At 58.5% G+C, this 17,532-nt stretch carries 12 protein-coding genes and 2 pseudogenes; 2 read left to right on the top strand and 12 right to left on the bottom strand.

The genetic code is table 11. The features are described from left to right. Positions 1 to 50: 50 nt before the first annotated feature. Both AAHB66_RS23245 and AAHB66_RS23240 read left to right on the top strand, forming a co-directional pair. Positions 51 to 2,175: pseudogene (locus AAHB66_RS23245) on the top strand (alpha-galactosidase). A gap of 44 nt (positions 2,176 to 2,219) precedes the next feature. Continuing rightward, a complete protein-coding gene (locus AAHB66_RS23240; RefSeq protein WP_347114732.1) occupies positions 2,220 to 3,485 on the top strand; it encodes an MFS transporter in 1,266 nt (421 codons plus the stop codon). A 34-nt stretch (positions 3,486 to 3,519) separates the two neighbouring features. Here AAHB66_RS23240 and AAHB66_RS23235 read toward each other — a convergent pair whose 3' ends face one another. The 12 genes and pseudogenes from AAHB66_RS23235 to rhaB form a co-directional block, all read right to left on the bottom strand. Then, complete coding sequence (locus tag AAHB66_RS23235) at positions 3,520 to 3,966, bottom strand: DUF6201 family protein (RefSeq protein ID WP_347114731.1); 447 nt, start codon at positions 3,964 to 3,966, stop codon at positions 3,520 to 3,522. Next, a complete protein-coding gene (locus AAHB66_RS23230; protein ID WP_347114730.1) occupies positions 3,924 to 4,793 on the bottom strand; it encodes a DUF6402 family protein in 870 nt (289 codons plus the stop codon). Before AAHB66_RS23230 ends, AAHB66_RS23235 begins: the two co-directional genes overlap by 43 nt. Further along, a pseudogene (vgrG, locus tag AAHB66_RS23225) lies at positions 4,793 to 7,265 on the bottom strand (type VI secretion system tip protein VgrG). The gene AAHB66_RS23230 and the pseudogene vgrG overlap by 1 nt, the downstream one beginning before the upstream one ends. A 130-nt stretch (positions 7,266 to 7,395) precedes the next feature. Beyond that, positions 7,396 to 7,710 carry an L-rhamnose mutarotase gene (rhaM, locus tag AAHB66_RS23220; protein ID WP_347114729.1) on the bottom strand — a complete coding sequence of 105 codons (315 nt, stop codon included), beginning with the start codon at positions 7,708 to 7,710 and terminating at the stop codon, positions 7,396 to 7,398. Continuing rightward, positions 7,707 to 8,855: a lactaldehyde reductase gene (gene fucO, locus AAHB66_RS23215; protein ID WP_347114728.1), complete on the bottom strand. Its 1,149-nt coding sequence runs from the start codon at positions 8,853 to 8,855 to the stop codon at positions 7,707 to 7,709. Before fucO ends, rhaM begins: the two co-directional genes overlap by 4 nt. A 100-nt stretch (positions 8,856 to 8,955) precedes the next feature. Beyond that, positions 8,956 to 9,960 carry an ABC transporter permease gene (locus AAHB66_RS23210; RefSeq protein WP_347114727.1) on the bottom strand — a complete coding sequence of 335 codons (1,005 nt, stop codon included), beginning with the start codon at positions 9,958 to 9,960 and terminating at the stop codon, positions 8,956 to 8,958. Next, complete coding sequence (locus AAHB66_RS23205; RefSeq protein WP_347114726.1) at positions 9,957 to 10,961, bottom strand: ABC transporter permease; 1,005 nt, start codon at positions 10,959 to 10,961, stop codon at positions 9,957 to 9,959. The genes AAHB66_RS23210 and AAHB66_RS23205 overlap by 4 nt, the downstream gene beginning before the upstream one ends. Next, positions 10,961 to 12,463: a sugar ABC transporter ATP-binding protein gene (locus tag AAHB66_RS23200; RefSeq protein WP_347114725.1), complete on the bottom strand. Its 1,503-nt coding sequence runs from the start codon at positions 12,461 to 12,463 to the stop codon at positions 10,961 to 10,963. The genes AAHB66_RS23205 and AAHB66_RS23200 overlap by 1 nt, the downstream gene beginning before the upstream one ends. Positions 12,464 to 12,572: 109 nt before the next feature. Next, positions 12,573 to 13,559 carry a rhamnose ABC transporter substrate-binding protein gene (rhaS, locus tag AAHB66_RS23195; RefSeq protein WP_106995762.1) on the bottom strand — a complete coding sequence of 329 codons (987 nt, stop codon included), beginning with the start codon at positions 13,557 to 13,559 and terminating at the stop codon, positions 12,573 to 12,575. An 84-nt stretch (positions 13,560 to 13,643) separates the two neighbouring features. After that, positions 13,644 to 14,474 carry a rhamnulose-1-phosphate aldolase gene (gene rhaD, locus AAHB66_RS23190; RefSeq protein ID WP_347114724.1) on the bottom strand — a complete coding sequence of 277 codons (831 nt, stop codon included), beginning with the start codon at positions 14,472 to 14,474 and terminating at the stop codon, positions 13,644 to 13,646. A gap of 95 nt (positions 14,475 to 14,569) precedes the next feature. Continuing rightward, on the bottom strand, positions 14,570 to 15,829 hold the full coding sequence (rhaA, locus tag AAHB66_RS23185) for an L-rhamnose isomerase (RefSeq protein WP_347114723.1): 1,260 nt from the start codon (positions 15,827 to 15,829) through the stop codon (positions 14,570 to 14,572). Beyond that, positions 15,826 to 17,295, bottom strand: coding sequence for a rhamnulokinase (gene rhaB, locus AAHB66_RS23180; RefSeq protein ID WP_347114722.1), 1,470 nt, complete (start codon positions 17,293 to 17,295; stop codon positions 15,826 to 15,828). The genes rhaA and rhaB overlap by 4 nt, the downstream gene beginning before the upstream one ends. Positions 17,296 to 17,532: the final 237 nt, after the last annotated feature.

Genomic DNA, 17,532 nt, shown 5'->3' with positions numbered 1-17,532 from the left:
GAAACGTTTCGGATCAACACTCAGGATATCCCGATGACAGGAGATGTCCGATGCAAGAGGCAGTTTTACGACTCGCGAGCGAAACGGTCGATGTGGTGATAAAAACCCACCCGTTCGCCGAAATTCTTTACTGGGGGCCGCACCTTCGCCACTTTTCGCCGCAGGATGCGGCCACGCTTTCCCGCCCGATTGCCAACGGCAGACTGGACGTTGACTCACCGGTCACGCTGATGGCGGAACTTGCCCACGGCCTGTTCGGCGCGCCGGGCATTGAAGGTCACCGTCAGGGGCTGGATGGTTCGCCGCGGTTCCGTACCGTCGCGGTATCCCAGCAGGGACAAACCCTGACCCTCACCGCCGAAGATGACTCCGCCGGCCTGCGTCTGACCAGCGAGATCGCTCTTGATGACAGCGGCGTGCTGGCAATTCGCCACGGCCTGACCAACCTTAAAAGCCAGCCGTGGCAGGTTAATCGCCTGGCCGTCACCGTGCCGCTGGCGGAACGTGCCCGCGAGGTGATGGCGTTTCATGGCCGCTGGATCCGCGAATTCCAGCCGCATCGCCTGCTGCTGGAGCACGACAGCTTTGTGATCGAAAACCGCCGCGGCCGCAGCTCCCACGAGCATTTCCCGGCGCTGATTAGCGGTACGCCGGGCTTCAGCGAAATGCACGGCGACGTCTGGGGCGTGCACCTGGGCTGGAGCGGCAACCACCGCCTGCGCGCGGAGGCCAAAACCGATGGCCGTCGCTATCTGCAGGCCGAAGCGCTCTGGCTGCCGGGGGAAATGGCGGTGGCGGAGGGGGAAACCCTGTGGACGCCATACCTCTACGCCAGCTATTCCAACCAGGGGCTGAACGGCATGAGCCAGCAGTTCCATCGCTATCTGCGCAGCAACATCATCCGCTTCCCGGAGAACAAACCGCGCCCGGTGCATCTCAACACCTGGGAGGGGATCTACTTTAACCACGATCCTGAGTACATCATGCGGATGGCAGACGAAGCGGCCTCGCTGGGTGTGGAGCGCTTTATCATCGATGATGGCTGGTTTAAAGGGCGTAACGATGACCATGCTGCGCTGGGGGACTGGTATCTCGACGAGCAGAAATACCCCAACGGTTTAACGCCGGTGATCAACCACGTCAAAAGCCTCGGGATGGAGTTTGGTATCTGGGTCGAACCGGAGATGATCAACCCGAACTCCGATCTGTATCGCGCCCACCCGGACTGGGTGCTGGCCTTACCGGGTTATGAACAGGCCACCGGCCGCCACCAGTGGGTGCTGAACCTCAACATTCCTGCCGCCTTCAACTACCTGCTGGAGCGCATGAGCTGGCTGCTGGGAGAGCATCAGGTCGACTATGTGAAGTGGGACATGAACCGCGAGCTGGTGCAGCCGGGCCATAACGGCAAAGCCGCTGCCGACGCCCAGACCCGCCAGTTCTACCGTCTGCTGGACACGCTGGGCGAGCGCTTCCCGCACGTGGAGTTTGAATCCTGCTCCTCCGGCGGCGGGCGTATCGACTATGAAGTCCTGACCCGCTGCCATCGCTTCTGGGCGTCGGATAACAACGACGCGCTGGAACGTAATACTATCCAGCGTGGCATGAGCTACTTCTTCCCGCCGGAGGTGATGGGCGCGCATATCGGTCATCATAAATGCCATGCCACTTTCCGCCAGCACAGCATCGCCTTCCGTGGCCTGACGGCGCTGTTCGGCCATATGGGGCTGGAGCTGGATCCTCTCGCCGTGGATGAGCAGGAGCGCGAAGGCTACCGGCACTATGCGGCCCTGCATAAGCAGTGGCGCGAGGTGATCCATCACGGCACCCAGTGGCGGGTGGATATGCCCGACAGCACTACCCTGGCGCAGGGGATAGTGAGTCAGGACCAGCGCCAGGGGCTGTTTATTGTCAGCCAGTTGGCGATGCCGGATTACACCCTGATGATGCCGCTGCGTATGCCGGGGCTGGCGGCCAACGCCCAGTACCGCATCACGCTGCTCGACCACCCCAACATCCGTCTGACCGGGGAAGGGGGGGCACACCATGCGCAAGCTTCCGGCGTGGATGGAGACGCCGCAAACGGTGAGCGGCGAATGGCTGATGCAGGCGGGGCTTGCTCTGCCGGTTCTGGATCCGGAAACCGCCATCCTGATTGGCGTTGAACGCGTATAAGGGCAATGGGCCGGGCAACCGGCCCTGAGTTGAGGATAAAAATAATGAACACGACTGCCTGTACCCACAAAGACAACCCGAACTTCTGGATCTTCGGGTCGTTCTTCTTTCTCTACTTCTTCATTATGGCCACCTGCTTTCCGTTCCTGCCAATCTGGCTGTCGGATATCATCGGGCTGAATAAAACCCATACCGGGATCGTCTTCTCCTGTATCTCGCTGTTTGCCATCTCGTTCCAGCCGGTGCTGGGGATAGTGTCGGACAAGCTGGGGCTGAAGAAACACCTGCTGTGGATCATCGCGGTCCTGCTGTTTCTCTTCGCGCCCTTTTTCCTCTACGTCTTCGCCCCGCTGCTAAAGACCAACATCTGGCTCGGGGCGCTGAGCGGCGGGGTCTATATCGGCTTCGTCTTCTCGGCGGGCTCGGGCGCGATTGAGGCCTATATTGAGCGCGTGAGCCGCAACAGCTTCTTTGAGTACGGCAAGGCGCGCATGTTTGGCTGTCTCGGCTGGGGGCTGTGCGCCTCGACGGGCGGCATCCTGTTCGGGATTGATCCCTCGTATGTGTTCTGGATGGGTTCCGCGGCGGCGCTGGTGCTGATGGTGTTGCTGGTGGTCGCCAAACCGAAACCTAACCAGACCGCCCAGGTGATGAACGCCCTCGGCGCTAACCAGCCGCAGATCACCGCCAGAACCGTCATTAACCTGTTCCGTCAGCGCAAAATGTGGATGTTCATCCTGTACGTGATTGGCGTGGCCTGCGTGTACGACGTCTTCGATCAGCAGTTCGCCACCTTCTTTAAAACCTTCTTTGCCACGCCGGAGGAGGGCACACGGGCGTTTGGTTTTGCGACCACCGCCGGGGAGATCTGCAACGCCATCATCATGTTCTGCTCGCCGTGGATCATTAACCGCATTGGCGCGAAAAATACGCTGCTGATTGCCGGGGTGATTATGGCGACGCGCATCATTGGTTCGTCATTTGCGACCACCGCCGTGGAAGTCGTGGCCCTCAAGATGCTGCACGCCCTGGAAGTGCGGTTCCTGCTGGTGGGCGCGTTCAAGTACATTACCGGCGTGTTCGATACCCGGCTGTCCGCGACCATCTATCTGATTGGCTTCAACTTTGCCAAACAGCTGGCGGCGATTTTCCTCTCCGCCTTTGCCGGGAATATGTATGACCGGATCGGCTTCCAGGAGACCTACCTGATGCTGGGCTGCTTTGTGCTGGCGGTGACGGTGCTGTCGGCGTTTACGTTGAGCAGCAGGCATGAAATTACAACAAGCGGGAATACGGTAGAGGCGCGTTAATAAGGAAATACTGCCGCAAAAGCGGCAGTATAATTCAGGGTTTGGGTATTCGACAAATAGCCAATGAATTTTTTAATTTTATGGACTCGATGCCATTATTCGTTGGGTAAAATAACTTATTCTTTTCGTGCAATGAAAACTTGAACCCTCCATAAATAACTGACTTATCGGCACCATAAAAAATGGATGGCTTAAAAATAATATTTCCGCAGCGGTCATAAATGGCAAAAAAGTAGTCTTCACCAATTAGCATTTTATAGAAAGAATATAGTGTGAAAGGCTTTGCTTTGTATACAACTAAAAGATAAATTTTATCTGGGCTCGTCTTTTTAAATATTTGATTATCTTCCCCATAGAATAGTGTTGTAGGAGAAAAAATAGCCCCACAAAAAACAATAAGAGGTATTATTTTTATAAAAATATATGTTATTATTTTTCTCATAAGGGTATGATCTTGTCCTTTTCCGCTGGCTGCATCCATAAAATATCTGATAGAATGATGAAGTCTCCGCCGGTTTTATGTTTTCTCTGCCATGCTCGGAAGTCTTTATTAAACACAGGGACAAAGCCAGAATATGTTCTGACCAGTTCACCAAAAAAACCTGACATGTAAGAGGACATATAAATGGCTGATTCTTTTTTATCCAATATTCGATCTTTACTCCACACTCCTAAAGGTTCTGATATTGTGCCATCATCAACAAAGTCATAAGTATCCTTCAGATAATATCCTATGGATTCAACATTAAATTGGTTTTTCATGTTTTCTTTGGACGTATATCCCCGTACACATATCTTAAGTGTGGTATTACCCATGGCACCATACCATTCATTCACCGTATCAAGTTTACTGCCTATCCGTTTAAAGTTAATTTGTGCAGTTGAGTCAAGTATCTTTACATCATCAGTATAACCTATTTTGATCGCTTCTTTATTATAATCGCCAGCATTGAAAATTCTATCTATTAACTGCTCTTTCCCCTTTATACTATTCCATTTTTTACCTAGCTCGATTATTCCATCTTTGACTTGATTAAACTGAATAGCCCATGACATATTGACAATGTTGGTATTGATTTTTGAGTTTTCTATAAGGTATGCATCTGTGGATAATAATTCATTTTTCATTTCTTTATTGAAGGCGCATTCAGGGGTAATGCTGAACCAGTGCTTCATTAATTGAGAGGCGGTCTTCCACCCCATATTATCCATCGCCTGTGGAATCATGTCTAAATGGAAAAAATCAGCTTCTACCCTTTTCTCCTGCTTCTCTTTATCCATAGATGTTATGGTTTGATCTATTCCCATTATCTTATTCCTGCTCTGATTTGAAATACGTAATCCAGCGATACCGACGCTTCGCTATCACTAGTAACTCTGTTTGTAAGAGCTGCCTGGGTTTGACCTTTTACAGTTCCCGTTGTTGTGGTGATCTGCCAGGCAAATAGAATATCTTCATTTCCTGTATTTAAATCGCTGACCCGAAAGCAGGCAGTGAAAGGGCCACATGACAGATCGGGTAATGGCGCAGGCATTTTTAACAAATTTTGTTGCTGAGAATTCCTTGCAGCCACCATTGTCCGCTTCGTCCGGCGCAGGTAGGTCCCCAGGGTCCCGTATTCAATTTTCCCCGCCTCCAGCCGCAGATAACTCCCGCCACCAATCAGCGTGATGCGCTTTTTCCCCGCCAGGGTAATGTCGCTCGCTGAAGTCAGGGTGAGTTTCTGCTCTGCGAACAGACGCATGTTCCCGTTCTGCGCCTGCACCTCCACCGGACCTTCACTGGCCTTCAGACTCAGCTGGCCGGTCCGGGCAAACAGCCCCATTTTCTCCCCGGCCAGGGCGGTCATGTTGCCCGTCACCCCGAGGCTGGTATCCCCGCCTGCATTGATGGCGACATTCTTCGCGGCGGTCATCTGCATATGCTCGCCACTGGTCAGCGCCACCCCTTCCGGGGCGGAGAACAGCAGGGTCTCGTTCAGCGGCTTCAGCCGTTGTTCAAACATCTGAATCTGGCTGTCGATATCCGCCTTCAGGGCCTGCGCCTGCTCTGCCGCCACCTCCAGCTGCTGCAGTTGCCGGAGGCAGGCCTCGATTTCCTTGAGGGCGGTGTCCATATCCAGCACCTCGCCCTGCGCCTTCTGCTGCCCGTCGGCGCAGATGAACAGCCCCTTCGCCACCCGTATCACGCCGTGCTCATCGGTTCTGAGCTCAAAGCCTTTGCCCCGGGGTTTCTCCTGCGCATCCACCAGATGCCCGGCATTCAGCTGGGTTCTGCCGTACTCCGTGGCAAGCCTGATGTGCTCCTCCCCACGCCGGTCCTCCATCCGCAGCTTGTTGTTGGCCGGGGTGCGCAGCACGTTGCGGGTGTGGTTGTCGCGGGTGACGTGGTCAGGGTATTCAGAGTCGTGCAGGGCGTGGGAGATATACGGCAGGTCGATGTCGCCGCTGTTGTACGCGATGGCGACTTCAGCACCGTCGAGAAGCGGGGTGTGCCAGCCGTACGTCTCACCGCTGTACGGCTTCGCCATCCGCAGCCACAGGTACGCGAACCCCTGCTCCGCATCGCTCCGGTCAAAATCCAGCCTGACCCGGTAGCGGCCGTGCCCGTCAAGATGGGCATAAATGTCGTTCTTCTCCCGGCTCTCGATGCGGGCCGGTAAAGTGCCGTGCACCTCCGGGCGCGGGACTCCGGCGGGGCGGAAGCAGTAGCGTTCCGTATAGGGTATCCCGTCGACAGAAACGTGGAGCCGGGTATCCCGGGCGGCGTGGTACTTCACCTCCGTGATGACCACGCCTTCTTTCAGCGCACGAATCACCTCGCCCTGCGGCTCCAGCACCTGACCCGGCAGCAGGCAGGCGGCGTTACTCTCCAGATGAATACGGGCAGACCGGTTCAGCTCCCGCTCATGGTGAATGCGGGCATAAAAGGCACCGGATTCGGTTTCCGGCTCCGGGTCACTGTCGTCCCCGGCCTTCCGGTACGGCTCTGCGTAGCGGTAGTGCTCTCCGGTGGTCACGGCGTCACTGCGCACGCTCACCGTGGCATCCATCGGTGTCCCGGCGATACGGTAGTTGTAGTCCCGCACGCTGACCATCCCCGGCACCACCTGATGTAACGTGCGCACGTCCCACACTGACTCTGCCGCCCCGTCGTACAGGCCGGAGGGCTCGCGGTACGGCAGGCGTACGTCAAACCGGTAGTTCAGTTGGCTGTCGGCAAAAATATAAGTATCCAGCCCGCGCGCCTCGTCCATTTCCGTGCGCCAGAAAATCCCCACCTCTGAAAGTATGCGCTGAATAAATTCGAGGTCCGTCTCCCGCCACTGGGTAATCAGCTCCCGCGCCGGATACACACGCTCCAGGCGGAAGTCAAAATCCGCGCCCTCCAGGCCGTGCTGACGCAGGACCTGGTCCACCACCTCCGGCACGGACTGGCTCTGAAAGATGCGGCACTGGCGGGTACGGCTGAGCAGCGCCAGACGGGAGCTGAGCACCATCTGCCAGTGCGCCTGGTCGGCGGTGGTGGTAATCCACTCCAGACGGGTGATGATGCCATGCACCGCCTTCCCGCTGCGCATACGCAGGGTGGCATGTTTCAGCAGCACCTCTTCCGGGCGAATATTGCCCTGCGGGGTGGTGAAGTCGATGGTCCACTGGAAGGGCTCGCTGAGGGCTTCCCGGCCGCTGAAGCGCAGCACGTCAGGTGTGACGGGGGGAGTCGGTAATTTCGAGGGTGTAGCGGGTCTGTCCGTCGAAAAGGGCCAGCCAGTTATCCATAACAAAGCCTCATTTAACGTAAGGTTAATGAGGGATGGTTGCACGGCGGGGGTAGGCTGTAAATGGCTGAAACAGGAGTTAAAATCTGAAAATAAAAAACCCCGTAGAATGACCTCTACGGGGTTGAGTGTTACTCCAGGTAAAACACCTCTTGCAGCCCGGTACTCACCGGGCTGTTATCCGGGTTAGACGGCATCACTTCCCCCATATATTTCCACCAGCGCTGGCAGACATCGGTGTTTGCCACCGCGTTCCAGCGCTCTTCCGATTCGATCTCCACCGTGGCAAACAGCAGGTTGCGGGTCTTATCCAGATAAATGGCGTAGTGGTGCGCGCCGTGGTCTTTCAGCACCGCTTCCAGCTCGGGCCAGATCGGGTTGTGGCGACGTTCATACTCCTCGTGTGCGTCAGGGTTCACCTGCATTACAAAGGCTTTGCGGATCATAATGCCTCCAGATAGAGTTCGCGCACCTCGTCGCGGCTGGCGCTGCGCGGGTTGCAGGGGGCGCACGGGTCGGCGAGGGCTTTGTCGAGCCAGCCTTCGATATCGGCTTTGGTCACGCCCAGCTTGCTGAAGCCTGACGGAATGCCGACGCGGGTGCTCAGGTCGCGAATTGCCTGAATGGCCGCCATGCTGGCCGCTTCGTCGCTCATCTCGCGGGTATCAACGCCCATCGCCTGCGCCACGCGGGCAAAGCGCACTACGGCGTTCGGACGGTTAAAGTTTTCGACGATCGGCAGCAGGATGGCGTTGCACACGCCGTGCGGCAGGTTGTGCGTGGCTCCCGGCTGGTGGGCCAGGGCATGTACCAGCCCGAGACCGGCGCTGTTAAAGGCCATCCCGGCCAGATACTGACCGAAAGCCATCTGCTCGCGTGCCTCGAGGTTATGCCCGTTGTCTACCGCTTCCGGCAGCCAGTGGGCGATCAGGCGAATGGCCTCCAGCGCGTTGGCGTCGGTCAGGGGATGGGCACCCACGGAGACCCAGGCTTCGATGGCGTGGGTCAGGGCATCCATCCCGGTGGCGGCGGTGACGGAATCCGGGATGTCGAGCATCACGCTGGCGTCATCCACGGCGATATCCGGGATAATGTTCGGGTCGATGATCACCTCTTTCACCTGACGCGCGGAGTCGATGATCACCGCGTTGCTGGTCATCTCCGCCGCCGTGCCGGCGGTGGTGTTGATCGCCACCAGCGGCACCCCGGCGTTGATCACTTTGCCGACGCCGGAGTAAGCGGTGGACGGGCCAGGATTGGCGGTGAGAATTTTAATCGCTTTCGCGGTATCAATCGGGCTGCCGCCGCCGAAGGCAATAATGTAATCACAGTGCGCGTCCTGATACGCGGCAAATCCTTTTTGTACCAGCGCCTCGGTCGGATTCGGGAAGACCGCGTCGAACAGCTGATAAGACATCTGCTGCGCGTCGAGGGCGGTAAACAGGCTGTCGAGCAGGCCCATTTTCACCAGCTGACCATCGGTGACGATCAGCGCCTTGCCCCACTGTTTGTTTGCGACCAGCTTAACCATATCGCCGATCGCGCCTGCGCCGTGCAGGCTGATTTTCGGCAGCGCCAACATAAAGCTCATGATCATTCTCCTTAATTACGGTGATTTTTATGCCCGGCGGCGCTGCGCTTGCACGGGCCTACGGTTAGGTAGGCCGGGTAAACGTAGTGCCACCCGGCATTTAGATCCGTCTTCGCTGCATCACGCGGCGGGTGATGATCGGCAGAGAGATCACCACAATCAGCATCGCGCCGATAATCACCGACATCACGATGCCCGGCACGTTGAGCAGGCTCAGGCCGAAGGTGACCAGCCCCATCAGGAAGGCGGCGATAATCACGCCCACCATGCTGCCGGAACCGCCGAGAATATTGACCCCACCGAGTACCGCCATGGTCACCACCGCCAGTTCCCAGCCCATCGCAATGGTCGGGCGGGTACTGCCCAGACGCGAGGTGAGTAGCACCGAGGCCAGCCCGGCCATCAGCCCCACCAGGGCAAAGAGGATCAGGTTGTGGCGCTTCACGTTAATGCCGGAATACCAGGCCCCGGTCGGGTTATTGCCGATGGCGTAGGTGCGACGCCCGAAGTTGGTCTTGTGCAGCACGAAGGCAAACAGGATTGCCAGCACGATAAAGAGCGCGAACTCAAACGACAGCGCCCCCCAGACGTACCCCTGACCAAACCAGGCGAAGCTCTCCGGATACGCGTTCAGCGCCTGGTCGCCCAGCAGAATGTAGGTGATGCCGCGATAAAGGCTCATGGTGCCGATGGTGATCACAATCGACGACAGATTAAAGCGGGTCACCAGCAGGCCGTTGAACAGCCCGCACAGCAGGCCAACCCCTAAGCCCACGCAGACCAGCAGCGGCGTATCCAGCCCGGCCGCCGCACAAAAGCCCATCACCGTGGAGCTCAGGGCGATGGTGGAGGCCACCGACAGGTCAATTTCACGGGCGATGATCAGCATCGCCATCGGCAGGACGATGATCGCCTTTTCGGTGAAGTTGAAGGTTGCATCCGACAGGTTCCAGATATCAAGGAAGTACGGGGAGGCCAGGGCGTTACCCACAAACACCGCCAGGGTAACCGCCAGCAGAAAACCTTCCCAGCACAGCAGGCGCTGGAAAATGCCTGCCGGGGCGGGGGTGTTTTTAATCTCTTCAGACGTCATTACTTTACTCATGATCTTACCGCCTGTTTCTGACGAGCCAGCGCCGCATCGCGCAGGATCAGCCGTCCTTTGCGTTTGTTGCCGCGCTCATTGAGCAGCACCGCAATCACGATCACCGTCCCGGAGATCGCCATCTGCCAGAACGGCGACACGCCGATCACCGGCAGGGCATTGTTGATCACCCCGAGGAACAGCGCCCCGCACAGGCAACCTAACACCCGGCCGGTACCGCCCATGGTGCTGATGCCGCCGATCACGCAGGCCGCCACCACCTGGAGCTCAAAGCCGTTCGCCACGTCGACATAGGCCACCGCAAAGCGGGAGATCCACAGATAGCCGCAGAACCCGGCCAGCGCCCCGGAGAGGCAAAAGCTGACGAACTGCATTTTTCCGGCGTTGATCCCGGTGTAGTACGCCGCCGTGGCGTTACCGCCCGCGGTGTAGAGCGCGCGCCCGGTGCGGCTGTAGCGCAGGAAATAGCCCACCAGCAGCAGGGCGGCAATGGCGCACCAGCTCAGCACCGGCAGGCCCAGCACCGACGCCCGCGGCAGGCCGAGGAAGTCGGCCCCCATCTGGTTGGAGTTGACCCAGCCGCCGCCGGAGAGCAGAAAAATAATCCCGCGGTAGATGCTCATGGTGCCGAGCGTCACCACAATCGCCGGGATGCCCATCTTCCACACCAGCAGGCCGTTGATGATGCCCATCACCAGACCCAGCACGGTGGCCAGGATCAGCAGCGCCCAGACCGGTACCTCGGGGTAGTTAAAGTTAATCAGGGCGACAATCATCCCGGTCAGCGCCAGGTTAGCCGCCATCGACAGGTCGATGCCCTTGGTGAGCAGGACCATCATCTGCCCGAGGGCGAGAACGATCAGAATCGAGGTGTCGTTGAACATCTCCACCAGGTTGCCCGGCGCGATAAACGACGGGACGCGGGCACCGATGGCGACCACCATCAGCACGATCACCGCCGCCAGCAGCGCCTCGCGGTGTTTAAGCAGCTGTTGCACCATTATGTGGCCTCCTGTCTGGCACCGCTGGCGGCGCTGACGATGGTTTCCGCCGTCGCGCCCCCCGCCTGATATTCCGCCACCATTAACCCTTCATGCATGACGATAATGCGGTCTGCCATGCCCATCACTTCCGGCAGTTCGGAGGAGACCATGATCACCGCCAGCCCCTGACCGACCAGTTCGGACATAAACTGATGCACCGCCGCTTTAGAACCGATATCGATCCCTTTAGTCGGTTCATCGAGGATGATGACGTCCGGGTGGGTCGCCAGCCATTTGCCGATCACCACTTTCTGCTGGTTGCCGCCGGAGAGGGTTTCCACCGCCTGCTTCCAGCTAAAGGCTTTCACCTGCAGGCGTCTGGCGTATTCATCCGCCAGCTGCCACTCGCGATCGTCATGCAGTACGCCGTTGGGGTTGAGCTTGCTGAGCTGTGGCAGGCTGATGTTCTGCGCAATCGACAGCTCGATAATCGCTCCCTGCTTCTGGCGCTCTTCCGGCACGCAGACGATCCCGGCCCGGATGGCATCCGCCGGCTGGCGGAAATGCTGTTCTTTGCCGTTCAGCACAATGCTGCCGGAGGAGGGGCGCGAGACGCCGGAGAGCGCCTGCATCAGCTCGGTACGCCCGGCGCCCACCAGCCCGTAGAAGCCGAGGATTTCGCCTTTGCGTAGGGTAAAGGAGATATGGGCGAACTCGGTCGGATGGCAGAGATCCTGCACCTCCAGCACGGTGTCGCCTTTTTCACACGCCACTTTCGGGAAGGTCTGGGTAATGGCGCGGCCGACCATCATCGCCACCATCCGTTCTTCGGTGATGTCGTTGATAGCACCAGCACCGACAAACACGCCGTCGCGCAGGATGGTGTAGTGATCCGCCAGCTCAAAAATCTCGTCGAACTTGTGCGAGATAAACAGGATCGCTTTCCCCTCCTGCTTGAGGCGTTCAACGATCTGATAGAACTCAAGAATTTCATGCTGCGACAGGGCGGCGGTGGGCTCATCGAGGATCACCACCTGGGCATCAAAGGACAGCGCCCGGGCAATCGCCACCATATGCCGCTGGGCGATGCTCAGGGTTTTCAGCGTCGCGCGCGGGTCAATCTGCACCTCCAGACGGGTGAGGATCGCCTGTGCCCGGCGATGCATCTCCGGCCAGTCGAGTTTTTTGAAAAAGCCTTTATAGAGGTACTGACCAACAAAAATATTTTCGGTGACCGACAGCTCATCGAACAGCACGGTCTCCTGGTGGATCGCGGTAATGCCCACCTTGTGCGCCGAGTCGGGGGTCGGCAGCTGAATGGGAATGGCTTTATAGAGGATCTCGCCCTCGTCGGGCTGGTAGATGCCGGTCATCACTTTGACCAGCGTCGATTTGCCCGCGCCGTTTTCACCGATCAGGGCGGTGACTTTGCCGGGCCAGAGTTCAAGCTGCACGTTCTCAAGGGCGCGCACACCGGGGAAAACCTTGGTGATGCCTTTAAGTTGAAGCAATGGGGTCATGATAGTTCTCCATTTGATCCCCTCTCCCCCCCGGGAGAGGGTTAGGGTGAGGGGAGTGCGGTCTGATGCCCTCACCCCGGCCCTCTCCCACAGGGAGAGGGAGAAGGAATCAGAAGATTTTCGAGAACTTATCAATGTTGCTGGCATCGTAAACAAAGGGCTCAGCCATCGCGCCGCTGCCGTCGGCATCCAGCTTCACTTTGCCCAGTTTGCCCATGCTGGCTTCGTCTTTGGTCGCCGTGCCTTTCACCAGGTCATCCGCTAAGTAGGTCGCGGCATACCCGAGGTCGATCGGGTTCCAGATGGCGAAGCTCTTGCTGGCACCGGATTTCACCGCGCCCGCCATTTCAGACGGCAACCCTAAGCCGGTCACATACACTTTGCCGATCTTGCCCTGATCTTTCACCGCCTGCGCTGCCGCCACGATGCCGACCGACGACGGGGAGACGATCACCTTCAGATCCGGGTAGGTTTTCAGCAGGCCGACCGCTTCGCGGTAGCTCTTATCCGACAGATCGTCGCCATAGGCCACGGTCACCAGATTGACGGACGGGTACTGCGGCAGCACCTTTTTCATCTCGGCAATCCAGGTGTTCTGGTTGGTGGAGGTTGGGGTGGCGCTCAGCACCGCCACGTCGCCTTTCTCCACGTTCAGCGCTTTCAGCGCCTCGGCCGCCAGCTTGACGTTGGTCTCGCCAATCAGCGCGTTATTGGAAGGGTTGAGGTGGATCTGGCGCCCGGCTTTCGCCACGCCGGAGTCCCATGACACCACTTTGATCCCGCGCTGCATCGCTTTTTTCAGCACCGGCACTACGGCATCAGGATCGTTAGCGGAGATGGCGATCGCATCCACCCCCTGAGCGATCAACCCGTTCAGCACTTCGATCTGCGCTTCGGCCGTGGTAGTGGTCGGCCCGGTATAGATCACTTTGACATCACCTAACTCTTTGGCTGCCTCCTGGGCACCCACGTTTGCCGCTTCGAAGAAGCCATTACCTAAGGATTTCGCCACCAGGGCGATTTTTACTTCCGCTAAAGCAGAACCGGACAACGCCAGGGCGGCAACGGTGAGGATCAAGCTTGTCTTTATTTTCATTGCTTTTACTCCACTTAATGAGGTGATTTGTGTAGGGATTGCAGGTGTAGTTCGCCCCGTCTCAATGAGCGGGGCGCGATGTTCTTATTTGTACAGATCTAACGCCGACTGCACAGGGTTAACGCCAAAGCGTTTGCCCAGCGCAATCAGCTCTTCCCGGGTGATGGTCTGCTTCATGCCACCCATTGAATACACTTTTACCAGCACTTCGGCTGACTTCTCGGCAGTGTCGATCAGACCAAAGGTTTCATCCAGCGTCGGACCACTGCCGAACACGCCGTGGAACGGCCACAGCACCAGGGAATGTTTTTGCATCTCAATCGCTGTGGCTTCGCCGATCTCATCGGTACCCGGCACCATCCACGGCAGAATGCCCACGCCATCCGGGAACACCACCAGACACTCGGTGCTGCCTTCCCACAGCTGGCGGGTGATGACGTCGGTGTTGTTCTCCAGCACGAAGGTCAGGGCGATCAGGTTGGTGGCGTGGCAGTGCATGATCACGCGATCTTTCCCGCCCGTGGCCTTGATACGCTCGCAGTGGGAGAGGAAGTGGGCCGGCAGCTCGGAGGTTGGCACCGCTTCGTCAGTCAGCCCCCAAAGAATGTGGTAGCCCGCGCCGTCGCTGTCCACTTTTACCACCCCTAAATTGGCGGTGGGATCGAGCTGCACGTTGCGGAAGAACTTGCCGGAACCGGTGACGATAAACGGCGTGTTGGCGAGCAGCGGCATCGGCTGGCTCAGGGCGATATAGCGCGGCTTCTGATGGAAGTCGGCGGCAAAGGGTTCAATATCCGCGTCGTCCAGGCGCAGCGTCAGGTTGCCGCCGTTGCGCTCGTCCCAGCCTTTCAGCCAGGCGTCGGAGGTGGCTTTGATCATGCCCTGGACGAACCAGGATTGAGTGATGGTCTGCATTCTGTGTTTCCTTTGGAAATGCCGGGTGGCGCTGCGCTGACCCGGCCTACTTTTACCCGTAGGCCCGGCAAGCGAAGCGCCGCCGGGCAATGTCTTTACTTGCGATTAACTAATACGTCCTGCTCATACGCCCGCACGGTATCCAGCCACTGGCTGCCCGCCGGAGCGTCGTTGCGCTGGCAGTACATCTCCCATACCGCCTGCCACGGCAGTGATTTTTGCTCTTCGAGCAGCGCCAGACGGGCGGTGTAATCCCCTGCGGCTTCCAGCGCGCGCAGCTCGGCGGTAGGCTCCAGCAGGGCGCGCAGCAGGGCTTTTTTCATGTTGCGGGTGCCGATCACCCAGGCCGCGATGCGGTTGATGGAGGCATCGAAGAAGTCGAGGCCGATATGCACCCGGTCAAACAGGTCATGGCGAATGATTTCGCTGGCGATGGCCTGGGTTTCGTCATCCAGCAGCACCACGTGGTCGCTGTCCCAGCGTACCGGACGGCTGACGTGCAGCAGCAGGTGCGGCACATACAGCATCGCGGCGGAAATCTTGTCGGAGATCACCTCGGTTGGATGGAAGTGGCCCGCATCCAGGCACAGCGCGGTCTGGCGGCTGGTGGCGTAACCCATGTAGAACTCGTTGGAGCCGACGGTGTAGCTCTCGGCGCCAATGCCGAACAGCTTGCTCTCCACGGCATCGATGTGGTGCGCCGGGTTCAGCTTTTCGCTAATCACGTCATCCAGCGCCGCCAGCAGACGCTGACGCGGGGCGAGGCGGTCGACGGTAATGTCTTTCATCCCGTCCGGGATCCAGATGTTCATCACCGACGGGGTGCCCAGCTGTTCGCCAAACCAGGCCGACACGCGACGGCTGGCTTTCACGTGGTCGATCCAGAACTGACGGATCTCGTCATCGGCGTGGGCGAGGGTAAAGCCGTCGGCGCTCAGCGGATGTGAGAAGCAGGAGGGGTTGAAATCCAGCCCCAGCTTATTAACTTTGGCCCACTCGACCCAGTGCTTAAAATGTTCCGGCTTGATGGCATTGCGATCGACCGGCGTGTCGGACTCCAGATAGATGGCGTGCAGGTTCAGGCGTTTTGGCCCCGGGATCAGGCTCAGGGCCAGCTCCAGATCGGCCCGCAGCTCGGCAGCGTTACGCGCCTTGCCCGGATAGTTACCGGTAGCCTGGATCCCGCCGGTCAGCGCGCCGCCCGGGTTCTCAAAACCGGCCACGTCATCGCCCTGCCAGCAGTGCATAGAGACGGGCAGACGGTCGAGCTGACGCAGAGCCTCCTCGACATCCACGCCCACGGCGGCGAAACGCTGTTTAGCCAGTTCCCAGGCTTGTTCAAGTTGAGTGGTCATGCGCAAAGCTCCTTTGTCGGTCGTTGTTGCTGAAACTGCGTGCGGTAGCGGGCAATCTCATGATCGGGATGAGGGGTAAAGGTGGTCAGGCCGTAGTTGCCGGTCACCACCTGACGGAATTGATCCACGTTGGTCAGCTCGTCGAGGGTCATCAGTTGAATGCCGATATTGCCGAGCGTCGACGCCTCAACCGGCCCGGCTAGCACAGTGATGCCGCAGGCGTTGGCGCACAGCTGGTTGAGCAGCTGGTTCTGGCAGCCGCCGCCGACAATGTGCAGCTGGCTGAACGGTTTACCGCGCAGGGTGGCCAGCTCATGCAGCACCTCGGCATACAGCAGGGCGAGGCTGTCGAAGATGCAGCGCGCCAGCTCCGCGGCGCTCTCCGGCACCGGCTGGGTGCTTTCGCGGCAGGCGGCCTGGATCTCGGCGCTCATGTTGGCCGGGTTGATAAATCGGTCGTCGTTGGGGTTGATCAGGAAAGTGCAGGCCGTCAGCTTTTCGGTTTCTGCGATAAGCGCCGGCAGGTTAGTGATGTTCTGCTCTTTCAGCACCCGTTGCAGCAGCCAAAGGCCCATAATGTTTTTCAGCACCCGGTAGCGGCCTTCGGCCCCGCCTTCGTTGGTAATGTTCGCCGCCAGCGCGTTATCGCTGGTATAGGGGGTTTTGCTCTCAAAGCCCATCAGCGACCAGGTGCCGGAGGAGAGATAAGCCGCATCCTGTGAGGCCAGCGGAGCGGCGATCACCGCGCTGGCGGTGTCGTGGCTGGCGACGGCGACTACCGGGATGGCGTTATCCTGCGGGCAAATCCAGTGGCCAATCACGTTGCCCGGATGGGTAGGGGTGCCAAACCAGTCGCGCGGCGCCCCGGTCCAGTTGAGCAGGTTCTCGTCCCAGGAGTCGGAATTGATGTTCACCAGCTGGGTGGTGGTGGCGTTGGTATATTCCCAGTTCATCTGGCCGGTGAGTCGGTAGCTGAAGTAGTCCGGGATCAGCAGGGCGTGAGCAACGTTCGCCACCAGCTCCGGCTGCTGTTCCACCAGGGCGCGCAGCTGATACAGGGTATTAAACGGCAGGAACTGGATGCCGCTGCGGCCATAGATCTCCGCTTTTCCGAGCTGCTCCAGCGCGTGCGTCATCACCCCGTCGGTGCGGCTGTCGCGATAGGAGACCGGCAGGCCCACGCGCTCGCCCTTGCTGTTCAGCAGCACGTAATCCACGCCCCAGGTGTCAATCCCGATGCTGTCGATGTGAATGCCCTCTTCACAGACCTTATTCAGCCCGGTGCGGATCTCCGCTTCCAGCGTATCGATATCCCAGCAGTCAAAGCCGTCCTGCTTTTGCAGGAAGTTCACGAAACGGTGGATTTCGCGAAGCAGAAGGGTGCGCTGCTCGCGGTGGTAGCTCGCCAGCATTACGCGGCCGCTGGATGCGCCTAAATCGACTGCCACACAATGGCGAAAAGTCATGGTCCGGTCCTTCCTGTAGTCATTGCCGGACAGTGTAAAAAAAGGAAGCGTCAGCGACCTTCTTGCCACTGACAGCGCATTTCAGGCGCTGGCAAGAAAGCAAAGATGAACGTGAGAGAGTTCACATTTCCCGCTAATTACCGGGATTTCGGGGGATGTGACGGTGGGCGCATTTCCGGATCTTTCCCGCCGTTTCTTGAAAAAGCGACAGGCTTTGCGCCTTTTGCTGTCGAAAAT

The sequence above is a fragment of the Leclercia sp. S52 genome, from assembly GCF_039727615.1.
GTDB lineage: Bacteria > Pseudomonadota > Gammaproteobacteria > Enterobacterales > Enterobacteriaceae > Enterobacter > Enterobacter adecarboxylatus_B.
This window is presented reverse-complemented; position numbering and strand designations above follow the sequence as displayed.

Bases quoted from the DNA above. Each gene is read 5' to 3' on its own strand.
- AAHB66_RS23240 (WP_347114732.1), top strand. From the start codon at position 2,220: ATGAACACGACTGCCTGTACCCACAAAGACAACCCGAACTTCTGGATC.
- AAHB66_RS23235 (WP_347114731.1), bottom strand. From the start codon at position 3,966: ATGGATGCAGCCAGCGGAAAAGGACAAGATCATACCCTTATGAGAAAA.
- AAHB66_RS23230 (WP_347114730.1), bottom strand. From the start codon at position 4,793: ATGGGAATAGATCAAACCATAACATCTATGGATAAAGAGAAGCAGGAG.
- rhaM (WP_347114729.1), bottom strand. From the start codon at position 7,710: ATGATCCGCAAAGCCTTTGTAATGCAGGTGAACCCTGACGCACACGAG.
- fucO (WP_347114728.1), bottom strand. From the start codon at position 8,855: ATGAGCTTTATGTTGGCGCTGCCGAAAATCAGCCTGCACGGCGCAGGC.
- AAHB66_RS23210 (WP_347114727.1), bottom strand. From the start codon at position 9,960: ATGAGTAAAGTAATGACGTCTGAAGAGATTAAAAACACCCCCGCCCCG.
- AAHB66_RS23205 (WP_347114726.1), bottom strand. From the start codon at position 10,961: ATGGTGCAACAGCTGCTTAAACACCGCGAGGCGCTGCTGGCGGCGGTG.
- AAHB66_RS23200 (WP_347114725.1), bottom strand. From the start codon at position 12,463: ATGACCCCATTGCTTCAACTTAAAGGCATCACCAAGGTTTTCCCCGGT.
- rhaS (WP_106995762.1), bottom strand. From the start codon at position 13,559: ATGAAAATAAAGACAAGCTTGATCCTCACCGTTGCCGCCCTGGCGTTG.
- rhaD (WP_347114724.1), bottom strand. From the start codon at position 14,474: ATGCAGACCATCACTCAATCCTGGTTCGTCCAGGGCATGATCAAAGCC.
- rhaA (WP_347114723.1), bottom strand. From the start codon at position 15,829: ATGACCACTCAACTTGAACAAGCCTGGGAACTGGCTAAACAGCGTTTC.
- rhaB (WP_347114722.1), bottom strand. From the start codon at position 17,295: ATGACTTTTCGCCATTGTGTGGCAGTCGATTTAGGCGCATCCAGCGGC.